The 20,770-nt window shown below is 56.6% G+C and carries 16 protein-coding genes and 1 tRNA gene; 4 read left to right on the top strand and 13 right to left on the bottom strand.

Annotated elements, in window-relative coordinates; genetic code table 11:
• Positions 1-352: 352 nt before the first annotated feature.
• Positions 353-1,303: a cobalamin-binding protein gene (locus tag JMJ04_RS46125; protein WP_201377068.1), complete on the top strand. Its 951-nt coding sequence runs from the start codon at positions 353-355 to the stop codon at positions 1,301-1,303.
• A gap of 93 nt (positions 1,304-1,396) precedes the next feature.
• Here the strand turns inward: JMJ04_RS46125 and JMJ04_RS46120 are convergent, their stop codons facing one another.
• From JMJ04_RS46120 to JMJ04_RS46085, 8 genes are all read right to left on the bottom strand, one after another.
• Positions 1,397-1,645, bottom strand: a complete 249-nt coding sequence (locus JMJ04_RS46120) for a hypothetical protein (protein ID WP_007923517.1) — start codon at positions 1,643-1,645, stop codon at positions 1,397-1,399.
• 247 nt (positions 1,646-1,892) lie between these two features.
• Complete coding sequence (locus tag JMJ04_RS46115) at positions 1,893-2,114, bottom strand: hypothetical protein (protein ID WP_007923519.1); 222 nt, start codon at positions 2,112-2,114, stop codon at positions 1,893-1,895.
• A gap of 168 nt (positions 2,115-2,282) precedes the next feature.
• Positions 2,283-2,879: a ribosome maturation factor RimM gene (gene rimM / locus JMJ04_RS46110; protein WP_201377067.1), complete on the bottom strand. Its 597-nt coding sequence runs from the start codon at positions 2,877-2,879 to the stop codon at positions 2,283-2,285.
• 141 nt (positions 2,880-3,020) lie between these two features.
• Positions 3,021-3,251, bottom strand: coding sequence for a KH domain-containing protein (locus tag JMJ04_RS46105; RefSeq protein WP_007923523.1), 231 nt, complete (start codon positions 3,249-3,251; stop codon positions 3,021-3,023).
• A 69-nt stretch (positions 3,252-3,320) separates the two neighbouring features.
• The gene (gene rpsP, locus JMJ04_RS46100; protein WP_201377066.1) at positions 3,321-3,602 is read right to left on the bottom strand and encodes a 30S ribosomal protein S16; all 282 of its coding nucleotides are present in this window, start codon (positions 3,600-3,602) and stop codon (positions 3,321-3,323) included.
• 154 nt (positions 3,603-3,756) lie between these two features.
• Positions 3,757-5,211 carry a pyruvate kinase gene (pyk, locus tag JMJ04_RS46095; protein WP_201377065.1) on the bottom strand — a complete coding sequence of 485 codons (1,455 nt, stop codon included), beginning with the start codon at positions 5,209-5,211 and terminating at the stop codon, positions 3,757-3,759.
• A 386-nt stretch (positions 5,212-5,597) separates the two neighbouring features.
• Complete coding sequence (locus JMJ04_RS46090; RefSeq protein ID WP_201377064.1) at positions 5,598-6,425, bottom strand: ABC transporter substrate-binding protein; 828 nt, start codon at positions 6,423-6,425, stop codon at positions 5,598-5,600.
• A gap of 223 nt (positions 6,426-6,648) precedes the next feature.
• Positions 6,649-7,539 (bottom strand): ABC transporter substrate-binding protein, encoded by an 891-nt coding sequence (locus JMJ04_RS46085; protein WP_201377063.1) that lies wholly within the window; start codon positions 7,537-7,539, stop codon positions 6,649-6,651.
• A 615-nt stretch (positions 7,540-8,154) separates the two neighbouring features.
• On the opposite strand from JMJ04_RS46085, the gene serA reads away from it, so the two are divergent.
• Both serA and JMJ04_RS46075 read left to right on the top strand, forming a co-directional pair.
• Positions 8,155-9,882 carry a phosphoglycerate dehydrogenase gene (gene serA, locus JMJ04_RS46080; RefSeq protein WP_201377062.1) on the top strand — a complete coding sequence of 576 codons (1,728 nt, stop codon included), beginning with the start codon at positions 8,155-8,157 and terminating at the stop codon, positions 9,880-9,882.
• Between the two features lie 210 nt (positions 9,883-10,092).
• Complete coding sequence (locus JMJ04_RS46075) at positions 10,093-11,433, top strand: spinster family MFS transporter (RefSeq protein ID WP_201377061.1); 1,341 nt, start codon at positions 10,093-10,095, stop codon at positions 11,431-11,433.
• A gap of 89 nt (positions 11,434-11,522) precedes the next feature.
• Here the strand turns inward: JMJ04_RS46075 and JMJ04_RS46070 are convergent.
• Positions 11,523-11,594: transfer RNA gene (locus JMJ04_RS46070), tRNA-Gly, on the bottom strand.
• Positions 11,595-11,876: 282 nt separating this feature from the next.
• Here JMJ04_RS46070 and JMJ04_RS46065 point away from each other — a divergent pair.
• Complete coding sequence (locus JMJ04_RS46065; protein ID WP_201377060.1) at positions 11,877-12,635, top strand: PspA/IM30 family protein; 759 nt, start codon at positions 11,877-11,879, stop codon at positions 12,633-12,635.
• A gap of 9 nt (positions 12,636-12,644) precedes the next feature.
• On the opposite strand, the gene JMJ04_RS46060 is transcribed toward JMJ04_RS46065, so the two are convergent.
• The 4 genes from JMJ04_RS46060 to JMJ04_RS46045 form a co-directional block, all read right to left on the bottom strand.
• Positions 12,645-12,995, bottom strand: a complete 351-nt coding sequence (locus JMJ04_RS46060; RefSeq protein WP_201377059.1) for a hypothetical protein — start codon at positions 12,993-12,995, stop codon at positions 12,645-12,647.
• A 164-nt stretch (positions 12,996-13,159) separates the two neighbouring features.
• Complete coding sequence (locus JMJ04_RS46055) at positions 13,160-15,121, bottom strand: GAF domain-containing sensor histidine kinase (RefSeq protein WP_201377058.1); 1,962 nt, start codon at positions 15,119-15,121, stop codon at positions 13,160-13,162.
• A gap of 177 nt (positions 15,122-15,298) precedes the next feature.
• Positions 15,299-17,425: a molybdopterin-containing oxidoreductase family protein gene (locus JMJ04_RS46050; RefSeq protein ID WP_201377057.1), complete on the bottom strand. Its 2,127-nt coding sequence runs from the start codon at positions 17,423-17,425 to the stop codon at positions 15,299-15,301.
• A 247-nt stretch (positions 17,426-17,672) separates the two neighbouring features.
• Entirely contained in the window at positions 17,673-20,708 is a 3,036-nt protein-coding gene (locus JMJ04_RS46045; protein WP_201377056.1) for an exonuclease domain-containing protein, read from the bottom strand.
• Positions 20,709-20,770 lie beyond the last annotated feature (62 nt).

The following is a 20,770-nucleotide window of genomic DNA, read 5'->3' as shown; positions in this document are numbered from 1 at the left end:
ATCACTCGTCCCTCGACAATGGAGCATCGAGTTTCGAAGTACTCGCGTATCAAACCTGTATCATAGCTGCCCATCCAGCTATCTAAGCCTCACTTCCCCATCCCCCTTAACGCACTCCGACTTCCCTGCCAGTATCACCCCTTCCCACTTCGCCATCAACCCCACATCAGCACACATATTTCGCTCAAGTAATCTAAGTATAGCACAGGAATTGCGTCAATGACATTTCCGGGACATCACCTAAAAAAAAGCTCAACACAACACATTGTACCTCAATATACGTCACCCACTCCCTATGCTATACTTATCATCGAACCATAGAGCTCTAACAAAACCAGAAGGATAACAAGCCATGCGTATTATCTCGCTTCTGGCAAGCGCAACCGAGATGATTGCCGTCCTGGGATGCCTGGGCCAGCTCGTTGGGCGTTCCCATGAGTGCGACTACCCACCAGAGGTCCAGCGTCTGCCCTTGCTGAGCCGTCCAGTCATCGATACCAACACGTCCAGCAAGCAGATCGACACGCAGATCAAACAGCTCGCCCACGCCCGAGATGATGCTCAGGAGAACGCGCTCAAGGCCCTGAGTATCTACACCATCGATACCGAACTACTGCAACGCCTCCAGCCAGATATCATCTTTACCCAGACCCAGTGCGAGGTCTGCGCCGTCAGTGAGCAAGACGTGGTCCAGGCCTTAGAGCAAACCACTGGACTGCGTCCGCGCATAGTCTCACTGGCCCCCTACCGCCTCCAGGACGTTTGGGAAGACATGCTGCGCGTCGGCAAAGCCCTCAATAGAGAACAGCAGGCCCAGGAGTGTATCCAGGGCTATCAACAGCGCCTTCAACAGTTACAGGCCCAAACCATGTCTCTCGTTGCGTCAGGCCCCAGGCCTCGCGTGGCCGTTCTGGAGTGGCTGGACCCACTCATGGGTTCTGGCAACTGGACGCCGCAACTCATCGACTACGCAGGCGGTGAGAACATCTGTGGCGAAACCGGTCGGCACGCTCCCTGGCTCACCTGGGAACAACTGAGCGACCTTGATCCTGACGTCCTCATCCTCGCGCCCTGTGGCTTTACTATCGAGCGCACGCGACAGGACCTTCCACTCCTCCAGAAACATCCCATCTGGTCCACCTTGCGCGCGGTACGCGAGGGACGCGTCTCTCTCATTGATGGCAACTACTATCTCAATCGCTCCGGTCCGCGCCTCGTCGAGTCCGCCGAACTGCTCGCGCACGCCATCTGGCAACAACGCCTCCCTCTCTCAGTCGACCCATCCGCCTCCATACTCCTCTAGAAGAATACAGAAAACAGCGGCGTGGTGCCTGCCAGTGGCAGGCACCACGCCGCTGTTTTCTGTATTCTTCTACCTTATACGCTCTTTGTGCTCTTAGCGGCTTGTCTCTGGACGCATGGCCCAGAACATCAAACCAGCTACGATAAAGAAGAGGACAATGAAGAATGACATGAACGAGCTAACAATTGTATCGATTGACAATTGGAAGATCACCGCCAATATGAGGAAGGCGATCACAAGCACGCCCAAAATAGGGAGGAGGTAGAGCGTATTAAAACGCTTCTTCGCATCCGAACGCGCTTTGCTTACGCTATAATCTAGATCTGTATCGAGTTGCTCCATGCAATACCTTTCCTTCGAGTAGGAATAGCTCGCCTCTGAGCCTGCTCTCAATAGCGCTAACAGGCCGTGGTGTGACACACATTCTTGAAACCAGGGAGGCGCACCTGGCTTGTCGAGCGATCCCGCCGAACCCCCTCCTAACAGGAAAGGGTCCAATGCTGTGGATCATATTATAGTCCTAACCTACCACGCGTGCAACTCTTCTATCCTCTTTGGCAGGGCTTTCCAGAAGACAAAAAAAACGGCCTTATTGGCCGATAATGCTTATGGTAGGGGAGACGTAGTTACCGGGGTCAGGAAGAGATGCGAGCAGACGAGCAAATGTGGGTTCCAGGTCGCGCTTGGCAACGTATCTACGCAATTCCAACGCATTCACCTGATACATCGAGTTCTCATCGACACACGAGGCAATAACACCATCAGAGATCGCCGCACATAAATCAGCAAGAGTTGGGATCTGGTCAGACACGAGACACCTCCCTACAGAAACTTGATGCTCAACTCGCTTCGAGCCGCGCAATAGGTCTCGTTTATACTACGGATCAGACGCCTGGAGAGTTTCATCTCCTCCTACATAATACCACACCTACGCCATTATGCACAGCCATATTGGGGGCAATTTCAGGCCTTTTTGTTACTATTCTACCCCAAATTCGTCTTGCCCCTCTTCGTCCTCTTCGTTTGAATTGTCCAGCACGGCCTCGTCGTCGAGCAGCCCCGGAAGCGGATCGATGTACATAACTCCACGCAACACATCTATCTGGCGCACAACCGTTTTGATCGCTGGGATCATCACCTCTTTGCGCTCAGGTGTCCGCACGACATACACATCATTTCCACCCGTGGGAAAGAGGTCGACGATCTGTCCCACTTCCTGGTTGCTCAGGGTATAGACCTTGAGTCCTAGAATGTCATGCTGATAGTACGAGTCTGGAGGCAACTGCGCCAGCTCACTTTCGGGAATCCAGAGGCTCTGATCACGCAAGGCCTCGGCATCGTTCGCGCTGGTAATCCCCTCTAGCTTGACTAACAGCATCTCGCCCTTATACGGGCGCACGCTCGTAATAGTACAGCGTTTAAAGGTGTGGCCATCGGTGCTCACGTGTACCGCCTTCAGGGATGTAAAGCGGTCAGGGATATCCGTCAGCGGCAACACTTTGAGTTCACCGCGCACACCAAAAAGGGCCACTATTTTGCCGATAGTAGCCCATTCTGTCTTGTTTTGCATTGGCATAAGTTTCGCCCTTTGCGAATCGCCTCTCGGTCATACCTACCATCCACCCATTGCTACCAACATATGTGCTGGCGTACCACAATCATGGATAGGCATACAAGATGGCTCTTGCATCCATCGCGCTCTCCGGCGGGTAGGTGCCTAGAGAATTTCTAACGATGTATGCCGTCCTTCGCGCGTCCCACCGGCGCGCAGCAGTGTGCGCATAGCCTTCGCAACACGCCCCTGGCGTCCAATCACCTTGCCAAAATCATCCTGGGCAACGTGCAACTCCAGAGCCAGCGCGCTGCGATCATTGCGCACCTCGCGCACCTCAACCGCGGAAGGATCGTCTACCAGCGACTGAGCGATGTACTCAATCAGTTTACGCATACATTCTACCTCTGCTCACTCGCTACCTGGTCACGATGCTTCACAACGGACCGCACAACCTAATCGATACTACTCAGCGCTTGTAGAAGACTTCTCAGCCTCAAAGCGAGCCAGGATACCAGAGCGCTTCAGCAGCGACTCAACCGACTCGGTTGGCTGAGCACCATTCTTCAACCAGCCCAGCGCCCTCTCCTCGTTGATGTTGATAGCGGAAGGCTCAACACGAGGATTGTACCAGCCAATATTCTCGATGATGCGACCATCGCGGGGTGAGCGCGAGTCAGCAACCACTACACGATAGCTTGGGGCCTTCTTCATGCCCGTACGTTTGAGACGGATCTTAACACTCATGCTTTAAAATTCTCACCTCTCGCCCACTAAAGGGGCTGTATTTTCTACCTGCGCCGCGTTCCCTGGTGCGGCGCGCAACAACACGGCACCTCTAACACCCGACAGGGCCACATGAACTTCGGCCCAACTAGGATAGCACGCGCCACTCAAAATGTCAACGCTCTTGTGGCCCCTCGCCCACGCAATGCAGCTTGACAAAGTTGGTCCGCGCGCGGCTCGCCACGGGCATTCCACCCATGATAACGATGTGCTCGTCACGCGCGATCAAATTCTCCTCCTGTAAGTGGCAATCGACGTCGGCGATAACCCGCTCGGTCGTGCCCTCCATGGGAAGATTCTGCGGCCAGACTCCCCACCAGAGTGCCAGGCGCCGATAGACATGCTCCGAGGGTGTATAGGCGATGATTGGCGTGCGTGGTCGGTCCTTAGAGATAAGATGCGCCGAACTTCCCGAGCGCGTAAATACTACAATCGCTTTGACACTCGTCTGCTCACTCAAAGCGCGGGCGGCATGACTGACTGCCTGCTCCTGCGTCAGGCGTTGCTGCATCGTTGACTGAATGCTCGCGCGATACCCATTCTCGGTCTCGACGGCGATACGCACCATCATCTCTACCGCCTCAATGGGATAACTTCCCGAGGCCGTCTCGGCGCTCAACATGACGGCATCGGTTCCATCGAGGATGGCGTTGGCAACGTCGCTGGCTTCGGCACGCGTTGGGCGCGGATTATTAATCATTGATTCCAGCATCTGGGTCGCGGTAATCACGGGTAGACAGAGTTCATTGCACTTGGCGATGATTCGCTTCTGGATCAACGGTACCTTCTCGGGGGCCATCTCGACGCCCAGATCACCACGCGCCACCATGACGGCATCGGTCTCTTGTAAGATCTCGTCGAGCCGCTCAATGGCCTCGGGCTTCTCCAGCTTCGCGATGATCGGCACGTAGCAATCACGCTCCTTTACGCCCAGGTCAGCCTGAATCTGCTTGATATACTCCTTGGCCTCGCGAATATCCTCTGGCTTACGCACAAAACTCAGCGCGACATAATCAACGCCCTGCTCAATGCCAAAACGCAGGTCATCCCGGTCCTTGTCGGAGAGCGAGGGAACGCTGACCGCGACCTCAGGCAAATTGATGCCCTTGTGCTCTTTAAGCAGGCCACCATGCACTACCAGGCACTTAACGTCGGTCTCGTTATGGTCCAGGACACGCAGTTCCAACAGGCCGTCATCCAGCAAGATGCGGTCTCCTACCTTCACGTCCTCAGGCAACTGCTTGTAGGTGGTCGAGACCAGCTCGGCGGTGCCTTCAAGCGGGCGCGTGGTCAGCGTAATGGTGGAGCCATTCACCAGCATCACTGGTCGATGCTCCTGAAGCGTGCCGATACGGATTTTTGGCCCCTGGAGGTCCTGCAAGATCGCAATGGGCCGATGTAGTCGACTCGAAATAGCGCGAATGCTTGCTACCACTTTGGCGTGCTCTTCATGCGTTCCATGCGAAAAGTTTAAGCGCGCTACATTCATGCCTGCCCGCATCAAGCGCTCTAGCTGCTCTTCGCTGCGCGTCGCGGGCCCAATAGTACACACGATTTTCGTCCGTCTCATACAGTCCTCTTACTTCTTATCCGAAAACCCTGAGCGCACTTGTCCCCGAATGGGGGGAGCGCTAGGCACGCAAGTGACGTTGGGTTTCGGAATAAGATCTTTGCTCTTTGGTTTTTCACGGTGTTCCTCTGCGTACACTCCACTCGCAGATGGGTCTCTTTTACTCATTGTGCTGTATGTACACCATGTACATCGTGTGCCTCATTGCACATCACTCGCCCTAACCAGGAGCCCGCGTTCCCACTCTATCTTACCATTCGACCAACCAGGCATTTTTTCTACTCATACGAAAGAAAGCCTGGTCCTCCCTTACGCGGTAGGGGAGGCCAGGTGGAGCCTTAAACGAAGCAGTTCCTAGCGGCGCCAGGTGACCATTGCAAGCGCATCTAGCGCACTTCCTGCTGCGCGTTTAAGCCCCATTTTTCAAAGAGTTTATCGTAGGTTCCATCGCGTTTCACCGCGTCATAGGCGGCCTTAAGGGCTTTCCCCATCTCCTGATCGCCTTTACGTGTGGCGATACCTTCTATAGCCTGATCGGTAATGGAACCACCTATCTGGAATTGTCCTGGATTGAGTTTCATATAATAGTCTGTCACGGGCGAGTCCTGGTAGGTCGCCGATACACGCCCATCCACCAGCAACTGCACCACATCATTCTGGCTATCAAGCGCCGTTACTTTAATAGCTGGCTTTCCTGCTGCAAGACAGGCTTTATTGGCCTGCGTCAAGCTATCCTGCTCGACAGTTGTGTTCTGCACACCAACGCCCTTGCCACACAGGTCCTTAGGACTCTGAATCTTCTCGGGATTTCCCTTGCGCACCAGCAATGACTGCCCGGCATTGAAATAAGGAATAAAATCAGCCTTCTGCTCACGCGGTGCATTAATGGTCACACCCGAGATGACAACGTCGTAACGCTTGGAAGTCAGGTCATCAATGATGGTATCGAAGTTTCCCTGTTTCACAGCCACCTGCAAGCCCATGCGTTTGGCCATCTCAGTGATCAGGTCCATATCAAAGCCAACATCCTTCCCCGTTGTCACATCCTTGTACTCCTGGGGCGGATATGTCGAGTTTGTACCTACCGTCAACGTCCCCTTGCTAATTAAATCAGCGGGTGGCGTCACTGACGGCTTCACCGAGCTTGAAGTGACACTATCACTACTTCCACCACATGCCGCAACGAAGAACGCGCAACTAAGAAGCAGACACATAATTAACACCAGAGGTGTCTTACCTCTCCGAGAAACCAGGGACCCATACAAATGCATTAACCCAAAGCCTCCAAACCTAGAATCAATCGATAAAGACGGATACAGTGTAACATATTTTGCCCACTCGCAAAAGCACAGGCCCGTTCCTGCTATTAAAAGAGTACAAAGAAACAAGAATGGGGGCTTGCCGCTGGCAAGCCCCCATTCTTGTTTCTTTGTACTCTTAATTTACCTTCTGGGCGGAGTTCAACTGCCACTTGTCGAAGAGCTTATCGTACGTGCCGTCCTTCTTGACCGCATCGTACGCTGCTTTGAGGGCGTTAAACATCTCGGTGTCGTCTTTGCGCACCACAATGCCTTCGGGGGCCTGGTCGGTAATGGCACCACCAATCTCAAACTGACCCGGGTTCAACTTCAGATAGTAGTCCGTTACGGGCGAGTCCTGATAGGTCGCGTCGACGCGCTTGTCGGCCAGCAACTGGATAACGTCGGTCTGCGCGTCCAGCACTGTCAGCGTAATCGTCGGCTTGCCCGCCGCTGTGCAGTCCTTTTTGGCAGCGGTCAGGGCATCAAACTCAACAGTATTTGTCTGCACACCAACCTTCTTGCCACACAGATCCTTGACGCTGCTAATATGATCGGGATTTCCCTTCTGCACCAGGAGCGACTGACCCGCGTTAAAATAGGGAATGAACTGCGCCTTCTTCTGGCGATCTGGATTAATCGTCACCGCAGATATCACGACATCGTAACGTTTGGAGCTAAGATCGTCGATGATCGTATCAAAGTTCGCCTTCTTAACATCGACCTTCAGGCCCATCCGCTTGCCCATCTCAGTAATCAGGTCAACATCAAAGCCAGTCGCCTGGCCGCTGGCCGTGTCAACATACTCCTGGGGTGGGTATGTCGTGTCGCTGCCAACCGTCAACGTTCCGCCAGTGATCAAGTCCTTTGGCGCGGCCACTGTGGCCTTTACATCACCACCGCTATTACTACCCGTGGCCGTGCCACTACTACCACAGGCAGCCAAAACCATCATCAAACCAAGCATACAACTGATGCCAAGCACCTGCCATGACATGCGCTTCCCTCGCTTGGAGAAGATAAAAAACATACGAGACCTCCTCTTAACTGATTCCGTTACTAACTATACATACGCACAATCATCCCCTATTTATCTCACAGCTTCTCCCCCAAAAAGAGTTTGACATGCTGCACCCCATGCTATATCCTGAAGGTAGAGATAACACACGGCAGATAGACAATCATTGCCCACCTTTGCTAAAAAATTGGGAAATACACTCCCCTCGGTAAGGGCCAGCTTTAGCGCGTCCGAACGCCATTTTATAGCAGTGCGACGCTAGCCAAACCCTTGTGTGGGTAATAGGCGATCCATGGCGCGACAATGTGTCATGCAACATTTTGGGTTGCGCCCACAGGCGATTCATCGCCTTCAGACGCGCTAAAGCTGGTCCCTACCGCAGGGGGCTTTCCCGGCTAATGCTTGCCCGCCGCGCAAGCATTACATGGCACAGATCCATGGCACGCATTGGCGCATCACGCCTTCAATGAAGATACAAACAGCGTTCGAGGACGAACACTGATATCAATAACTTAACCTTGGCTATTTGCACAAATCACGTCTCACACAGGCCTTTCGTCCCCTGGGAGCGTACCTTTCGGGAGGCTAGCCTCCAGGGATATGTGGCAACGAGGAGAAAAAAACAGCATGACACAGGTACACGAACCAACAAGCCAGGCAGATAACTCCCCCCAGACTATTCGTATTTTAATTACCGATAAAATCGCGCGCGAAGGTATCGATCTCTTAAAAGAGCAGATGCCTGAGGCACAGGTCGACGAGCGCCGTGGCCTGACACCAGAGCAGCTCGCCGAGGTCATCGGCGATTATCACGCTCTGATCGTGCGCAGCGAGACCCAGGTCACCGCCGATGTGCTTTCAGCGGGCACCAACCTCAAGATCGTCGGGCGCGCGGGCGTTGGTGTGGACAACATCGACACCAATGCCGCCACCCGCCTGGGCATCATCGTGGTCAACTCCCCCACGGGCAATATCATGGCTGCGGCGGAGCATACCATCGCCATGCTGATGTCCCTGGCCCGCCACGTTCCCGCTGCCAATGCCAGCATCAAAGGAGGGAAATGGGACAGGAGCCGCTTCATGGGCATCGAGGTCCGCAACAGGGTTCTGGGTGTGATTGGCCTTGGTAAAGTTGGTATGGCGGTCGCGCGCCGCGCCCTGGGTCTGGAGATGCAGGTCGTGGCCTATGATCCCTTCGTCTCCCCCGAGCAGGCACGTAAAAACGGGGTCGAGATGGCAACCTTTGAAGAAGTCTTGACCCGCGCGGACTTCCTGACGCTGCATACCTCGCTCACCAGCGGCCCCCAGGGTACACGTGGATTAATCAGCGAGCATGAGCTTCAGCTCATGAAGTCGGGGGCGCGCCTCATCAACTGCGCTCGTGGTGGCCTGATCAACGAGAAAGCCCTACTCAACGCCCTCAACGAGGGGCGCCTGGCAGGCGCGGCACTCGATGTCTTCAGCCAGGAACCTATCCGCGATGACGAGACCCTGCTGCAACTCCTGGCTCATGACCGCGTGATCGCGACCCCTCACCTGGGCGCCTCCACCGAAGAGGCCCAGGTTGGCGTGGCCACCGATGTCGCGGAGCAGGTCGTCTCGGTCCTCAATGGCGGCTTCCCCCGGGCCGCGGTCAACGCACCGCTGATCCTGCCGGAGACGCTGAAGGTGCTTGAGCCATATATGACCCTGCTCGAAAAGATGGGACGGCTCTACACCCAGTTGCAGCCCGGACCACTGAGCAAGATCGAGATCACCTATAATGGCGATATCGCGAGCTATGATCTACGTCCACTGCAGGCCGCGCTGATCAAGGGCCTGCTCGAGTCCGTCTCTGAGGCGCACGTCAATATGATTAACGCCCAGCTGCTCGCCAAAGAACGGGGCCTGGAGATCACCGAGCAGAAGTCCACGACGCCAGCCGAGTTCGCCAACCAGGTCACGCTACGCGTGCTCTCGCCCAATGGCAACTCATCCTCGTTTATCGGCAAGCCCGGCATCGAGGATGAGCACTTCGATGTCATCAGCGGCGCAGTCATCTATGACGAGCCTCGCATCGTGCGCGTTGGCCGCTACTGGACCGAGTTTGTACCTGAGGGCTATATCCTCTTCTGCCGCAACCTCGACCAGCCAGGCATGATTGGCCGCGCCGGAACTCTCCTTGGCAAGGCCCAGGTCAATATCCGCCACATGGGTGTCGGCCCTGTGGAGCGCAAGCCCCGCACCCGCGTCTCCGGCAACACCACCGATACTGCCCTGATGGTCATCTCGGTCGACGATGCCATTCCAGACTGGGCGCTGCGCGAACTCAGCGAGACCGGCGACATCTTCGGCGTCACCGTCGTCAATTTATAATAAAAGCGGGCAGGTGGGAAATGAGGCTTTGCCTCATTTCCCACCTGCCCGCTTTTATACCCTTTCTCCCACTGTAGCACCTCTCTACAACCCAGCAGAGTTTAGTACGTATGGTAGACAGAGACCTGGATCAATGCTACTATCAGCTAGATTACCTGTGACAATTGATGAGGCTTAAAAATATCTGGGGAAAGGTTGATTGCTGCACTTATGACGACGACAAAGCCGCGAACATATCCACTACCAAACGTCAAACCGATCACACGCAGACAGGCACGCTTTGCCTTTATCGTACTCCTGGTTATCAATATCCTCAACTATGCCGACCGCTCTATCCTGGGAGCCGTACAAACGAAAATTCAGCCCGAGTTTCACCTGAGCGATACCGAGCTCGGGTTTATTATCTCCTCGTTTCTACTCATCTATGGCCTGGCAACATTCCCACTAGGCATCTGGGCCGATAAAGGGGTGCGCAAAAATATTGTCGCGGCCTGCGTCGGTATCTGGAGTGTTGCGACCGCACTGGCAGGATTTACGCATAACTTCATTCAGCTCCTGCTGACCCGTTCGGTGCTGGGCGTTGGCGAGGCAGGCTACGCGCCAGCCTCCCTCTCGATGATCGGCGACTACTTCCCCAAATCTGTGCGCGGACGCATGCTCTCGCTCTGGTCTATCGGCAACGTGGTGGGAACCGCTATTGGCCAGATCGCGGGCGGCATTATCGCTGTTACCCTGGGCTGGCGCTGGGCCTTCTTCTTCGTGGGCATCCCTGGTCTGATCGCCGCCTTCCTCATCTGGCGCGCAGTGGAACCAGAGCGTGGCGCCTATGATCGCGTCGAGGATGAGGCAGGCGAGGATGCTTCAGAGGGCGAAATAGTGGGTCATAGTCTGGGCACGAATGTCTGGCAGACCTTCAAACAGATCGCACGCATCCGCACCTACTGGATCTTGCTCGGCTCCTTCATCGCCAGCTTCTTCATTGTAGGGGCCGCGACCGGTTGGATTACGACCTATATTGTGCGCGATTTTAAGCTCACAGAGGCCCAGGCTGGCCTCGTCTCCGGCCTCACCCTCGCCACTGGCAGCATTATCGGCACCATCATTGGCGGCTGGCTTGGTGATAGCTTGCAGAAGCGCAGGCCGCAGGGACGCCTCATCATCTCGACCATCTCGTTTCTCCTGGGCGCGCCCCTGACCCTGATCGCGCTCACCTTCCACAACATCTATCCCTTTGTGGCCTTCTTTACGCTGGCCATTATCACGCTCAGCCTCTGTCTCGGCCCGATTAACGCCGTGATTCAGGATATCATCGAGCCTGATAAGCGCGCCACCGCCACCGGGCTGCTCTTGCTACTGGCGCACCTGCTGGGGGACGCGGCCTCGCCCATCATCATCGGCATTCTCGCCGACCACACCTCGCTGGGTACCGCCCTGCTCATCACCGCGCCCACCTGCCTCTTTATCGCTGGCCTCATCTGCCTCCTCGGGCTAAAAACGGTCGCTGGAGATATGGAAGCCATGCAACAACGCATGCGCCGCGCACGAGTGTAATACAAAAGCCCGGCGCTACTGGCGTACGCGCCTACTTCCGGAAGTAGGCGCGTACGCCAGTAGCGCCGGGCTTTTTGGGCATAAAAAAGAGCGAGAGACGGGATTCGAACCCGCGACCATCACTTTGGGAAAGTGACACTCTACCACTGAGTTACTCTCGCTTGCTTATCGCTTACATGGCCTAGTATAACCCATCTTCAAAAGATTGTCAATCCTTTTATCGCCTTTCTCAAACGTCTTCCACTCCTCTCAATTCCGGCTCGCAAGTTCGTCTGAGGGTAAAGGGATGGGCAATATGGCATGGGCATTCGCCCATGCCATATTGCCCATCCCTTTACCCTCTAAGCGCGCAGGCGCGAAAGGTCAAGAGTAATAACGCAACAGAACGCCACGGTAGCGCGTATAAAAGATAGTGTATTTCAAATACACCTGGAGGAAGATTTATGGGCCTATTCTCTCGTCTCGCGTTGCTCTTCCGTATTCGCACCAGGGCTGCGCTAGAGAAGGCGGAGGAGCCTGGGGCAGTGCTGGATTATGCGTATACCAAACAGGTTGAGCAGATACAACAATTGCGCCGGGCTATTGCCGATATCGCGACCAATCGCAAGCAACTAGAACTGCAACAAACGCAGCTTCTCAATAATGTCGATAAGCTCACCAGTCAGGCAGGGCAGGCTCTGCGCCTGGGACGCGAAGACCTGGCGCGCCAGGCTCTGCAACGCAAAGAGCTATTTGTGCCGCAACTACACAACTATGAGCGCCAGATCGCCCAACTACGCGAGCAGGAGGAGCGCCTGCTCCAGATGGAACAGGATGTCGCCACGCGGATCGAGGTCTTCCGCACCCAGAAGGAAATGGCTAAAGTTCAGTATCATGCCGCGCAGGCACAGGTAAAACTGCGGGAATCGCTTGGGGGCATATCTGGTGAGATGGGAGAGATTCACCTCGCTATGCGGCGCGCCCAGGAGAAAATTCTCACCATGCAGGCGCGGGCTAACGCGCTCGAAGAGCTGCTTGAGCAAGGAGTCATAGGGGAACAGCGCTCTCTGGGAGCCGGAGATGCGCTTGACCGCGAGTTGCAGCGTATCGACATGCAACAGAACGTAGAACTTCAATTGCAGGCCATGAAGGAACAGCTACAACTCGGCGGCCGATATACGCAGCCAAAACAAATTGAAGGGCCAACCTCTTTTCCCGAATGATAGATGAGGCTAGCCCTTCTTCTTGGCTTTATCTTTCTGCGCCTTGTAGAACGACTTGGGTTTGGGACGGTGCGATGTGTCGACATAGGCTGCCGGGGCGGCGTCTTCACGGGCTGCGATATCGCTCTCCTCACGCTCGCTCAACAGTTCCTGCAAATCGTTATAGATATTGTAGTTGTCGATCACCTCTGGCATACGCAGCATGTGACGCACTACCTGAACCTGTGCCACGCTAGTTTTCTCATGCTTCGTAGGCTCAGCACGCTTTAACAACTTCTCCACCAGGTCCATGCTATCGTCATGCGCGCCAATTCCCTCTAGCCGCTCATGAACAACTTGCAATTGTTCATATAAGTTCATGATGAATTCTCCTCCCGCAAACTCTAAAGTCAGCTAGGAATATGGTAGCATAGACCTCAAAGCGCGTCAAATAATGGGCGACGGCCTACCTATTCCGCCCAGCTGTAGAGTTTGTGTATCTGTGGTGGGAGCTGATGGAGTCAGCTCCCACCACAGACACACAACTATTGCCCTTCGGTCTCGGGGAGGGCGATGAGGAAGGTGCTGCCTTCGCCAGAGATGCCCTGGCTTTCGACCCAGATAGAGCCATTCATGGCCTCGACGAGTTTGCGACAGAGGTAGAGGCCCCAGCCTGCGCCCCGCTGCGCCTGCGTGGCTTCAGTTGAGAGGCGCGAGAACTTGGCGAAGAGCTTCTCCTGCTCCTTCTGGCTGATGCCAGGCCCCCAGTCACGCACCCAGATAAGCACAAAGCGTTCCCCCGTCAACATATTTACACCTCCAGGTTGGGCCTCCTTAATACGCCGAAGTGTCTCGTTGCAGGAGAGGCGCTGCGCGCCAATAGCGATCTGCGTGGCAGGTGGCGTATATTTCAGCGCGTTACCCACCAGATTCATCAATACCTGGCGCAGGCGCAGGTCATCCGCCCAGACGGAGAGGTCATCCGCCAGGTCAAGCTCGATATGGCGCTGCTCACGGGTAATGGTGGGATCGAGGATCTCCAGAATCTGCGCCACCGCGGGCGAGATAGCCACGACATCACGTTTGACCGAGACCCACTCCTGGTCAATACGGCTGGTATCCATGACATTGCCTAACAGGAGGATCAACTCATCGCAAGCCCGGCGCGCATTGTCAATGAAGCGCTGTTTGCGCTCCTCATCCAGGTGGGCACCGTGCGTGCTGAGCAATTCGAGATAGCCTTGAATGGCTGTCAGCGGGGTGCGTAATTCATGGGAGGCCGTCATCAGAAACTGGTTTTTCAGCTGCTCGGACTCCTGGGCCTGGCGCATGGCCTGCCCCAGTTCGCTATAGCGACGAGCGTTCATCATGGCGATTCCCGCCTGGACAGCGATCTCCTTGATCATCTGCACATGACGCTGGGTATAAACATGGGGTTGATAGGACTGCACCGAGAGCATACCTATTGCCTCATCCCCATAGTGGACAGGGACAAAGATCAGTGACTCACTGCGGCGCTTGCTCCCAAACAAAATAACCTTAGTGCGATCGGTATGTTGTAGCACAAAATCTTCATGCTCCTGAGCGGTTAAGAAGCAATAGGTCAGGTGCTCTGTAAGCATATAGCCTATCCAGGGTGAAATAGGGGACTGGGGCTCTGGAGAGGGATAGGATATATCCTCATCGATGATGTAATCGGCATACATTTTATCTCTAGCGAAATCGCAGCGCGTGACAAAAAAACCATCTACAGGCATCACACGACATAATTGCGCATAGAGCACCTGGTAGACCGTGCTGAGATCGCGTAAGGCCTCAGGAGCTGAGAGCGCACGCCCAATCTCGATCAGGGCCGCCCGTTCCTGACTACTATGCTGGGCCTCTTCATAGAGATGTGCCCATTCAATTACGCCCGTGGCCTGGCTGGCGAAGACCTCCAGCACATCCACCGTCTCGGGCGAGGGACGTTGCCCATCGAGGGGAGAATCGGGCGTCAGGAAACCGATAATGCTACCGTCCCCTTTGCACAGGGGGACCAGCAAGAGATCATTGGGTCGCCATTGCGACATATCCTCCCCTACACCCCGTTCTTCATAGCTCAGCGTCGTCATCACAGGTTCCCCTTCCTGCACGATGACAAAATGCGCGGCCACACTTTCATCTTGCCAGATATCGGCCTCGCCAGGAATAAAATAGGAGTTGCGGCACCGAAGAGCGGGCTGAGTGAGAAGGGAGGCGACGTACGCGGGCATGGGATGCTGGCGCAGATAGGCAGTATGTTCAGCTGGAACACTCGACGAGGTGGCACGTACATAAAAATTGTGATGCTCGTCCTCTAAATAGAGCGCGCTATAGCGAAAGCCCAGAGCCTGGCAGGTTGCATCCGCGATTTGCTGAAGCAGCCCATCTACATCTGGATTCTGCTGAAGCGAGGTCCAGATCTCAGAGATGGAACGCAGAACAGCGCGATAGACGTTAGCAAGATCTCCCTGTACGTGCATATGCATAATGCCTGGATTCATCCTCCATAGGCGCCCAATTTATGACTCTGCAGGAAAACGCGAAAACCCACTGCCTGCGGTAGGGACCGGCCTGGAAGCCATCTTGCGTGATAGCTTCCAGGCACTTTTTTTGTATTGAGCTAAAATAGCTTCCCCAATGGATTATAACATACAGAAATCAGCCTATGGCTCGACAGACGGTTCTACCAGTACTAGATTGGTATAGAAGGTACTACCGCCATTAAAATCGGCGAGGCGATCAGAGGTCGTCCAGTTCACGTTGCGCTGGTCGGGACTAAACATAGGCCACCAGACGGTCGTCGTAGCCAGGACGCCCTCGCGCACTTCCTCAGAGACATCCGCGACCAGCCGGCACCAGCCACGCTCATTGCTGACACGCACAAGCTGACCGCTACGAATGCCCCGCTTCTGCGCGTCCACGGGGTGAATCCAGAGGCGTGGGAAGCGCTCTTTCTCCTTGAGTATCCCGACATTGCCGAACGACGAGCTAAGGAAGTGGTGCGCTGCCGGGCAGAGCAGGGGCAGGCGCTCATCCACTGGCACAATCTCGCGCTCCTGGACATGCGACTCCACCTCGGGGACCCAGCCCGGCAGAGGATCATAACCTTTGGCAAGGGCCTGCTCCGAGTAGAACTCAACCTTTCCGGACGGGGTGTGGAAGACACCATCGGCGAATGGCACCTGCTCCTCCTCGGAGAGCGTCAAGGGGATCGCGCCCTCCGCCTTCAGGCGCTCCAGGGTAATGCCTTGTAAGCTGGTGTTCTGAGGGCGCGAGGCCTCCAGCAGCTCTTCAATAATCTCGTCTACGTCGGCCTGGAGCCAGGGTTCGTCATATCCCATGCCCTTCGCCAGGGCGCGCATAACATCCCAGTTGCTACGCGCCTCGCCCAGCGGCTCAATCGCCGGCTCATTATACTGGAGTGTCAGGTGACCATAAGGCTTATGCAGGTCGCGCTGCTCAAGCTGGCTGGTCGCGGGCAGGATAATATCGGCATAGCGCGCGGTATCGGTCTCGAAGAGCTCATGTACGACCGTAAAGAGGTCATCGCGCATTAGGCCCTCAACAATCTTGCCTACGTTAGGCGTCGACGCCACGGGATTGGCATTATAGACGAAGAGTGAGTACACAGGGGGATCGGCCTCGCCCGTGAGGATTGCGCCCAGGCGGTTCATATTCAGCACTCGCGGCTCGGGGGGACAACTGGTCTCATGCGCGTGTCCCCGCGCCTGCTTATCCCACTTGAGCCAATCGCTGGTACTATACATCAGACCGCCAGCGCGCTCGCCATAGTGTCCAGCCACAGCAGGGAGACAGGTCAGGGTACGCACGGTCTGCCCACCATTGGTGTGGCGGTTAATGCCATCAGTCAGGCGCAGCATGGCGGGCTTCGTCGTGGCGTAGCGGCGCGCCAGGTCCACGATTAGCTCTTCCGCCAGGCCGGTCACGCGGGCGGCCCGCGCTGGCGTCCACTCATGGATGCGCTCAAGGAACTGCTCCCAGCCCACGGTATGCGCATCGAGCCACTGCTGATCGTACAGGCCTTCGTGAACCATGACATACATCATCGCCAGAGCCAGGGCGGCATCGGTCCCCGGATAGGGCTGAATATGCTGGTCCGCCGAGCGTGCCGTGAGAGTGCGAATGGGATCGATTACAATCACCTGGGCACCATTCTTCTGCGCCTGGCGCAGGAAAGGCATGATGTGAGGCGCGGTACTGGCGGGATTACTGCCCCAGATAAGGATCAGTTTGCTCTCGACCAGGACCTCGGGCGAGGGGGCCAGGCGCCCACCAACCACCAGTTGCACGCCCTCTTCAGCGGCATGCCCACAGATGGCTCGCTCCAGGCCAGAGGCCCCCAGGCGGTTCCAGAGGCGCTCATCGGTGACTCCGCCCTGGACGGTTCCCAGGGTACCCGCATAGCTATATGGCAAAATAGACTGGCCGCCATGCTCGGCAATAATCTGCTTCCAGCGGCTGGTAATCTCAGAAATAGCCTCGTCCCAGGAGATACGCTCAAACTTGCCGCTGCCCTTGGGCCCGACGCGGCGCAGGGGATAGAGCAGACGCTCGGGATGATAGACGCGCTCCAGGTAGCGATTGACCTTGGCGCAGAGCCAGCCGCGCGTAATCGGATGATCGGCGCGCCCACGCACGCTTACGGCCCGCCCATTCTCATCGACCTGCGTCTCCAGGGCGCAGCAGTCAGGGCAATCATGCGGGCACGAACCATATACAACACGTAGTTTGCGCGGCCCCTCCACCGGGGCAGTAGTATCTAAAGCCATAAATATGATATATCCTTTCCTGGTACTCTCCCAGCAGGCCCCAAACACTTCCCCTATGGTAGGGACCCGGTTTACCGCGTCCAAAGGCGATTGATCGCCTGTAGGCGCAGTCCATATAATTCCATTGCATAATGTTGCATCACACATCACATCGGTCCCAAACGGTTTCGGCGGCGCCAACATGCCATGAATGACATTTGGACGCGGTAAACCGGGTCCCTACCAAAAAGATGTGCTCCCGAGATGCCTACTCCCACGAGCCGGTGTCGGTCAGCCAATCGAGCACGCTTTCGGCGGCGCGTGAGGCTCCGCCGCGTCGCTGGGAGCAACGCGGCAGGCTCTGCAAGACCATCGCGCCATACTCTTTTGAGACGACCCGCTTATCAAACATGATCACAGCATTGCGTTTATCATTATGCCAGGCAATTTTATTCAGGGCGCGCCTGACGCGCAGGGCCGCCATGGGCACAGTCAGGTTATGCAATTGATCGGAGATCAGTTCGGCGCGCGCGGCGATTGGAGGGTCATGCAGGACCGGCATCGGCAAGCGCGAGACGATCAGGCAGGTGGGCGAAATGGTCACATCGTCGCCCGCGTCCCAGAAGCTGCCCGTTCCCAGCAGGACCACGTGCTCTTGCTCGCGATAGATCTGCCAGAGGTTACGCGGCGAGCCATCGATGCCCTGCCCCAGGACCAGGATGCCACGCGCCTCTAGCATGGGCTTAATCGCAGTATACGAGCTACGCAAGGCGGCATGCGAGGTAAAGAGCACGACCGTTTGCCCCTCCAGGGCGCTCGCCATCTGCATGATGGTCTCATCCAGATGGCGCTGGTACTGCGGCACATTGGGTTCAGGCACGTCATCCATGAGGTAGAGCAGCGTCTGCTCATGATGAGGCCGCTCAATCGAGAGGGTCAGGCCCTGCTCACTCTCCAGGCCCAGGCGCCCCTGTGTAAAAGCGAAGGAACCATCGACCGAGAGCGCGGTTCCCGCGAAAATCGTGCCACGCTGCTCGCGCAACAACAAGCGCCGCAACAACGCTGAAGTCTGTACTAGTTGAGTATGCAAGATGGGAGGCAAGGGTTCGCCCAGGGTCTGAGGCCCCTGACCTGGGCGCTGATGCCCAGCATGCGAGACCGGCGTCGGCGGCATACGCAGCCAGTAGACAGACTCACTCTCGCCCAGGGAGAGAGCCTGCTCAGCCAGGCGTTTCTGCTCCAGCAACTGGTGCGCGGCTGCGGCCAACTCAGAGGCCAGCGAGCTATCCTCGCCGCTCCCTTTTTCCTTATGCGCGTTCTTCTGGGGCGCGAGAATGATTTTCTCGGCCTGGCGCGCGAGATCAATCACGGACTGCAAGCGATGCGCGGCCTGCTTCCAGGTCTGCTCAACCTCGTTCCAGGCTCCAATCTGGCACGACTGAGAGGTCAAACGCAGAGGCTGATCCAGGCGTTCATGACTCCGAGAGCCTGCTGAGCGTCCCGTGCCCTCGCCCTTCCCTTTCCCATTGCCCTGGTGCGCGGCATCCTCAATCAAAGCCTGGAAGCTCTTAAAGAGCTGCTCGACGGCGGCACGTGCCTGGCGCAGCGTCTGGAACCAGCTCAGCATCCGCTGGTCAAGCTCGGCTTTGGCGACAGTGGGCGTGGAAGAGATACCACCAGGACCATTTTCGCGCAACGAGGGCGCGGCCAGGGCCAGCAACCCCTGATAGCGACCAGTAGGAAGCTCGGCGCCAATCGTATTGAGCAGGTTCAGCAGGTGCTCCTGGCGAAATTCGGCGCCGCTCCAGCGCGCATTCTCCTCATCCAGAAGATCGCTATCCAGGATGACACGTTGCTCAATCCCGGAGAGGAGCGAGTGCGAAGAGGAGAGGTCATCAAAAAGACCGGCGTGCGTGGTCACCACGATGCGGGCATTTTTGACGCGCTCCTCAGCAAGGCTCACAAAGCAGAGGCCCTTACGACGATAGGTGCAGCGCTGGTAAATCGAGCCAGCGCGCGGGTCCGCCGAGGGGAGCCGCTCCACACCGGACGAAATACGCTCCCAGGCGGCAGACTCCTGGGGCAGCAGCGTCAGCTCGCCGCGCTCGCCCGTGAGCGTCTGTTGCGCCCAGAGGCCGAGCTTTGCCAGGCCACGCGCCTGCTCAGCGGTCAGCTCGCCACTGGTGCGCCGGAGGGCCGCGCCAAACCAGCGATGGGTACACAGGTAGCCACCTCGCTCAGCCAGGTAGGCCACGGAGAGCTGGCTCTCTAAGCGATTTTGCAGCGTGGGCAGAATCCTGGACACCAGGCGCCGCGCCCCCTGCTGGTTCGCGCAGGCAATTACCAGCCGGCGCGGCGTGCCCGTCTCCCCCTCGGGCTCATTGAGCCAGCGCAGAGCGGAGAGCAGGACAGGCGTATAATCGTTATCACCAATCGTCACCTCAACCACAATCGGCTTCCGCTGCTCAAAGGCCTCATACACCGCCTCGTGAGCCACCGACGTTCCAAAGGGTGCCTCAGCCGATATCTCGGCCTCTTGAATGTGAGCGGTCGTGGCAACGGGAAGAGCGGTTGGCGCGGGAGGAGGCGCATCGTCTTTGCGCGCGATGGCGAAGGAGAGGACACGAGGATCCATACCAAGTTGCGCGGCGAAGCGATCACCCAGGATGCCCCGGCTCAAATTAGACGCGCCATCATGCTCCTGGCGCAGACGCAGCTCATGACGGAAGAAGTGGAGCAGCGGCCAGGAGCGCGGGCCATCCAGGTGAGCCAGGTCCTGCAAGAGCGCCAGGTCCACGGTTTGCAGGCGCTCATAGAGCGAGAGGAAGACCTCCATCGCCAGGACGGTATCGACCATGGCGCGATGGCGATCACTAGGAACCTGGATACCCAGCGAGTGCGCAACCTGGCCCAGGTTATAGCTCGAGAGGGAGGGCAACAGCACGGTCGCCAGTTCAAAGGTATCGACCATGGGATTGGAGCGCGCCAGGCCCCAGCGCCGCAGGAAGCCCACATCAAAGGGAATACTATGGCCGACAATTGGATAGTCGCCAAGGAAGGTATGCAGTTGGCGAGAGATGGCGTCAAACGGAGGGGCGCCCACAAGCAGCTCTGGCTTGATGCCAGTCAGACGCTGCACGCGATAGGGGATCGAACGCCCTGGTGAAATAAAGGTCTCAAAAGTATCCAGGACTTCACCCCCCTGGAACTTGATCGCGGCCACCTCAAGAATGGCATCTTGCTCAGCATGCAGGCCCGTTGTCTCCAGGTCTAACGCGATACGGATGGCAGACTTCTTCGCCATAATTTAGCAGTTCCTCATATATCTCTCGTCTATTCGAACCAATTACCTCCGCCGGGCCACGC

Source organism: Ktedonobacter robiniae, assembly GCF_016587375.1.
GTDB classification, from domain to species: domain Bacteria; phylum Chloroflexota; class Ktedonobacteria; order Ktedonobacterales; family Ktedonobacteraceae; genus Ktedonobacter; species Ktedonobacter robiniae.
The sequence above is the reverse complement of the archived record's forward strand: the minus strand, read 5'-3'. Positions and strand labels throughout refer to the sequence as shown.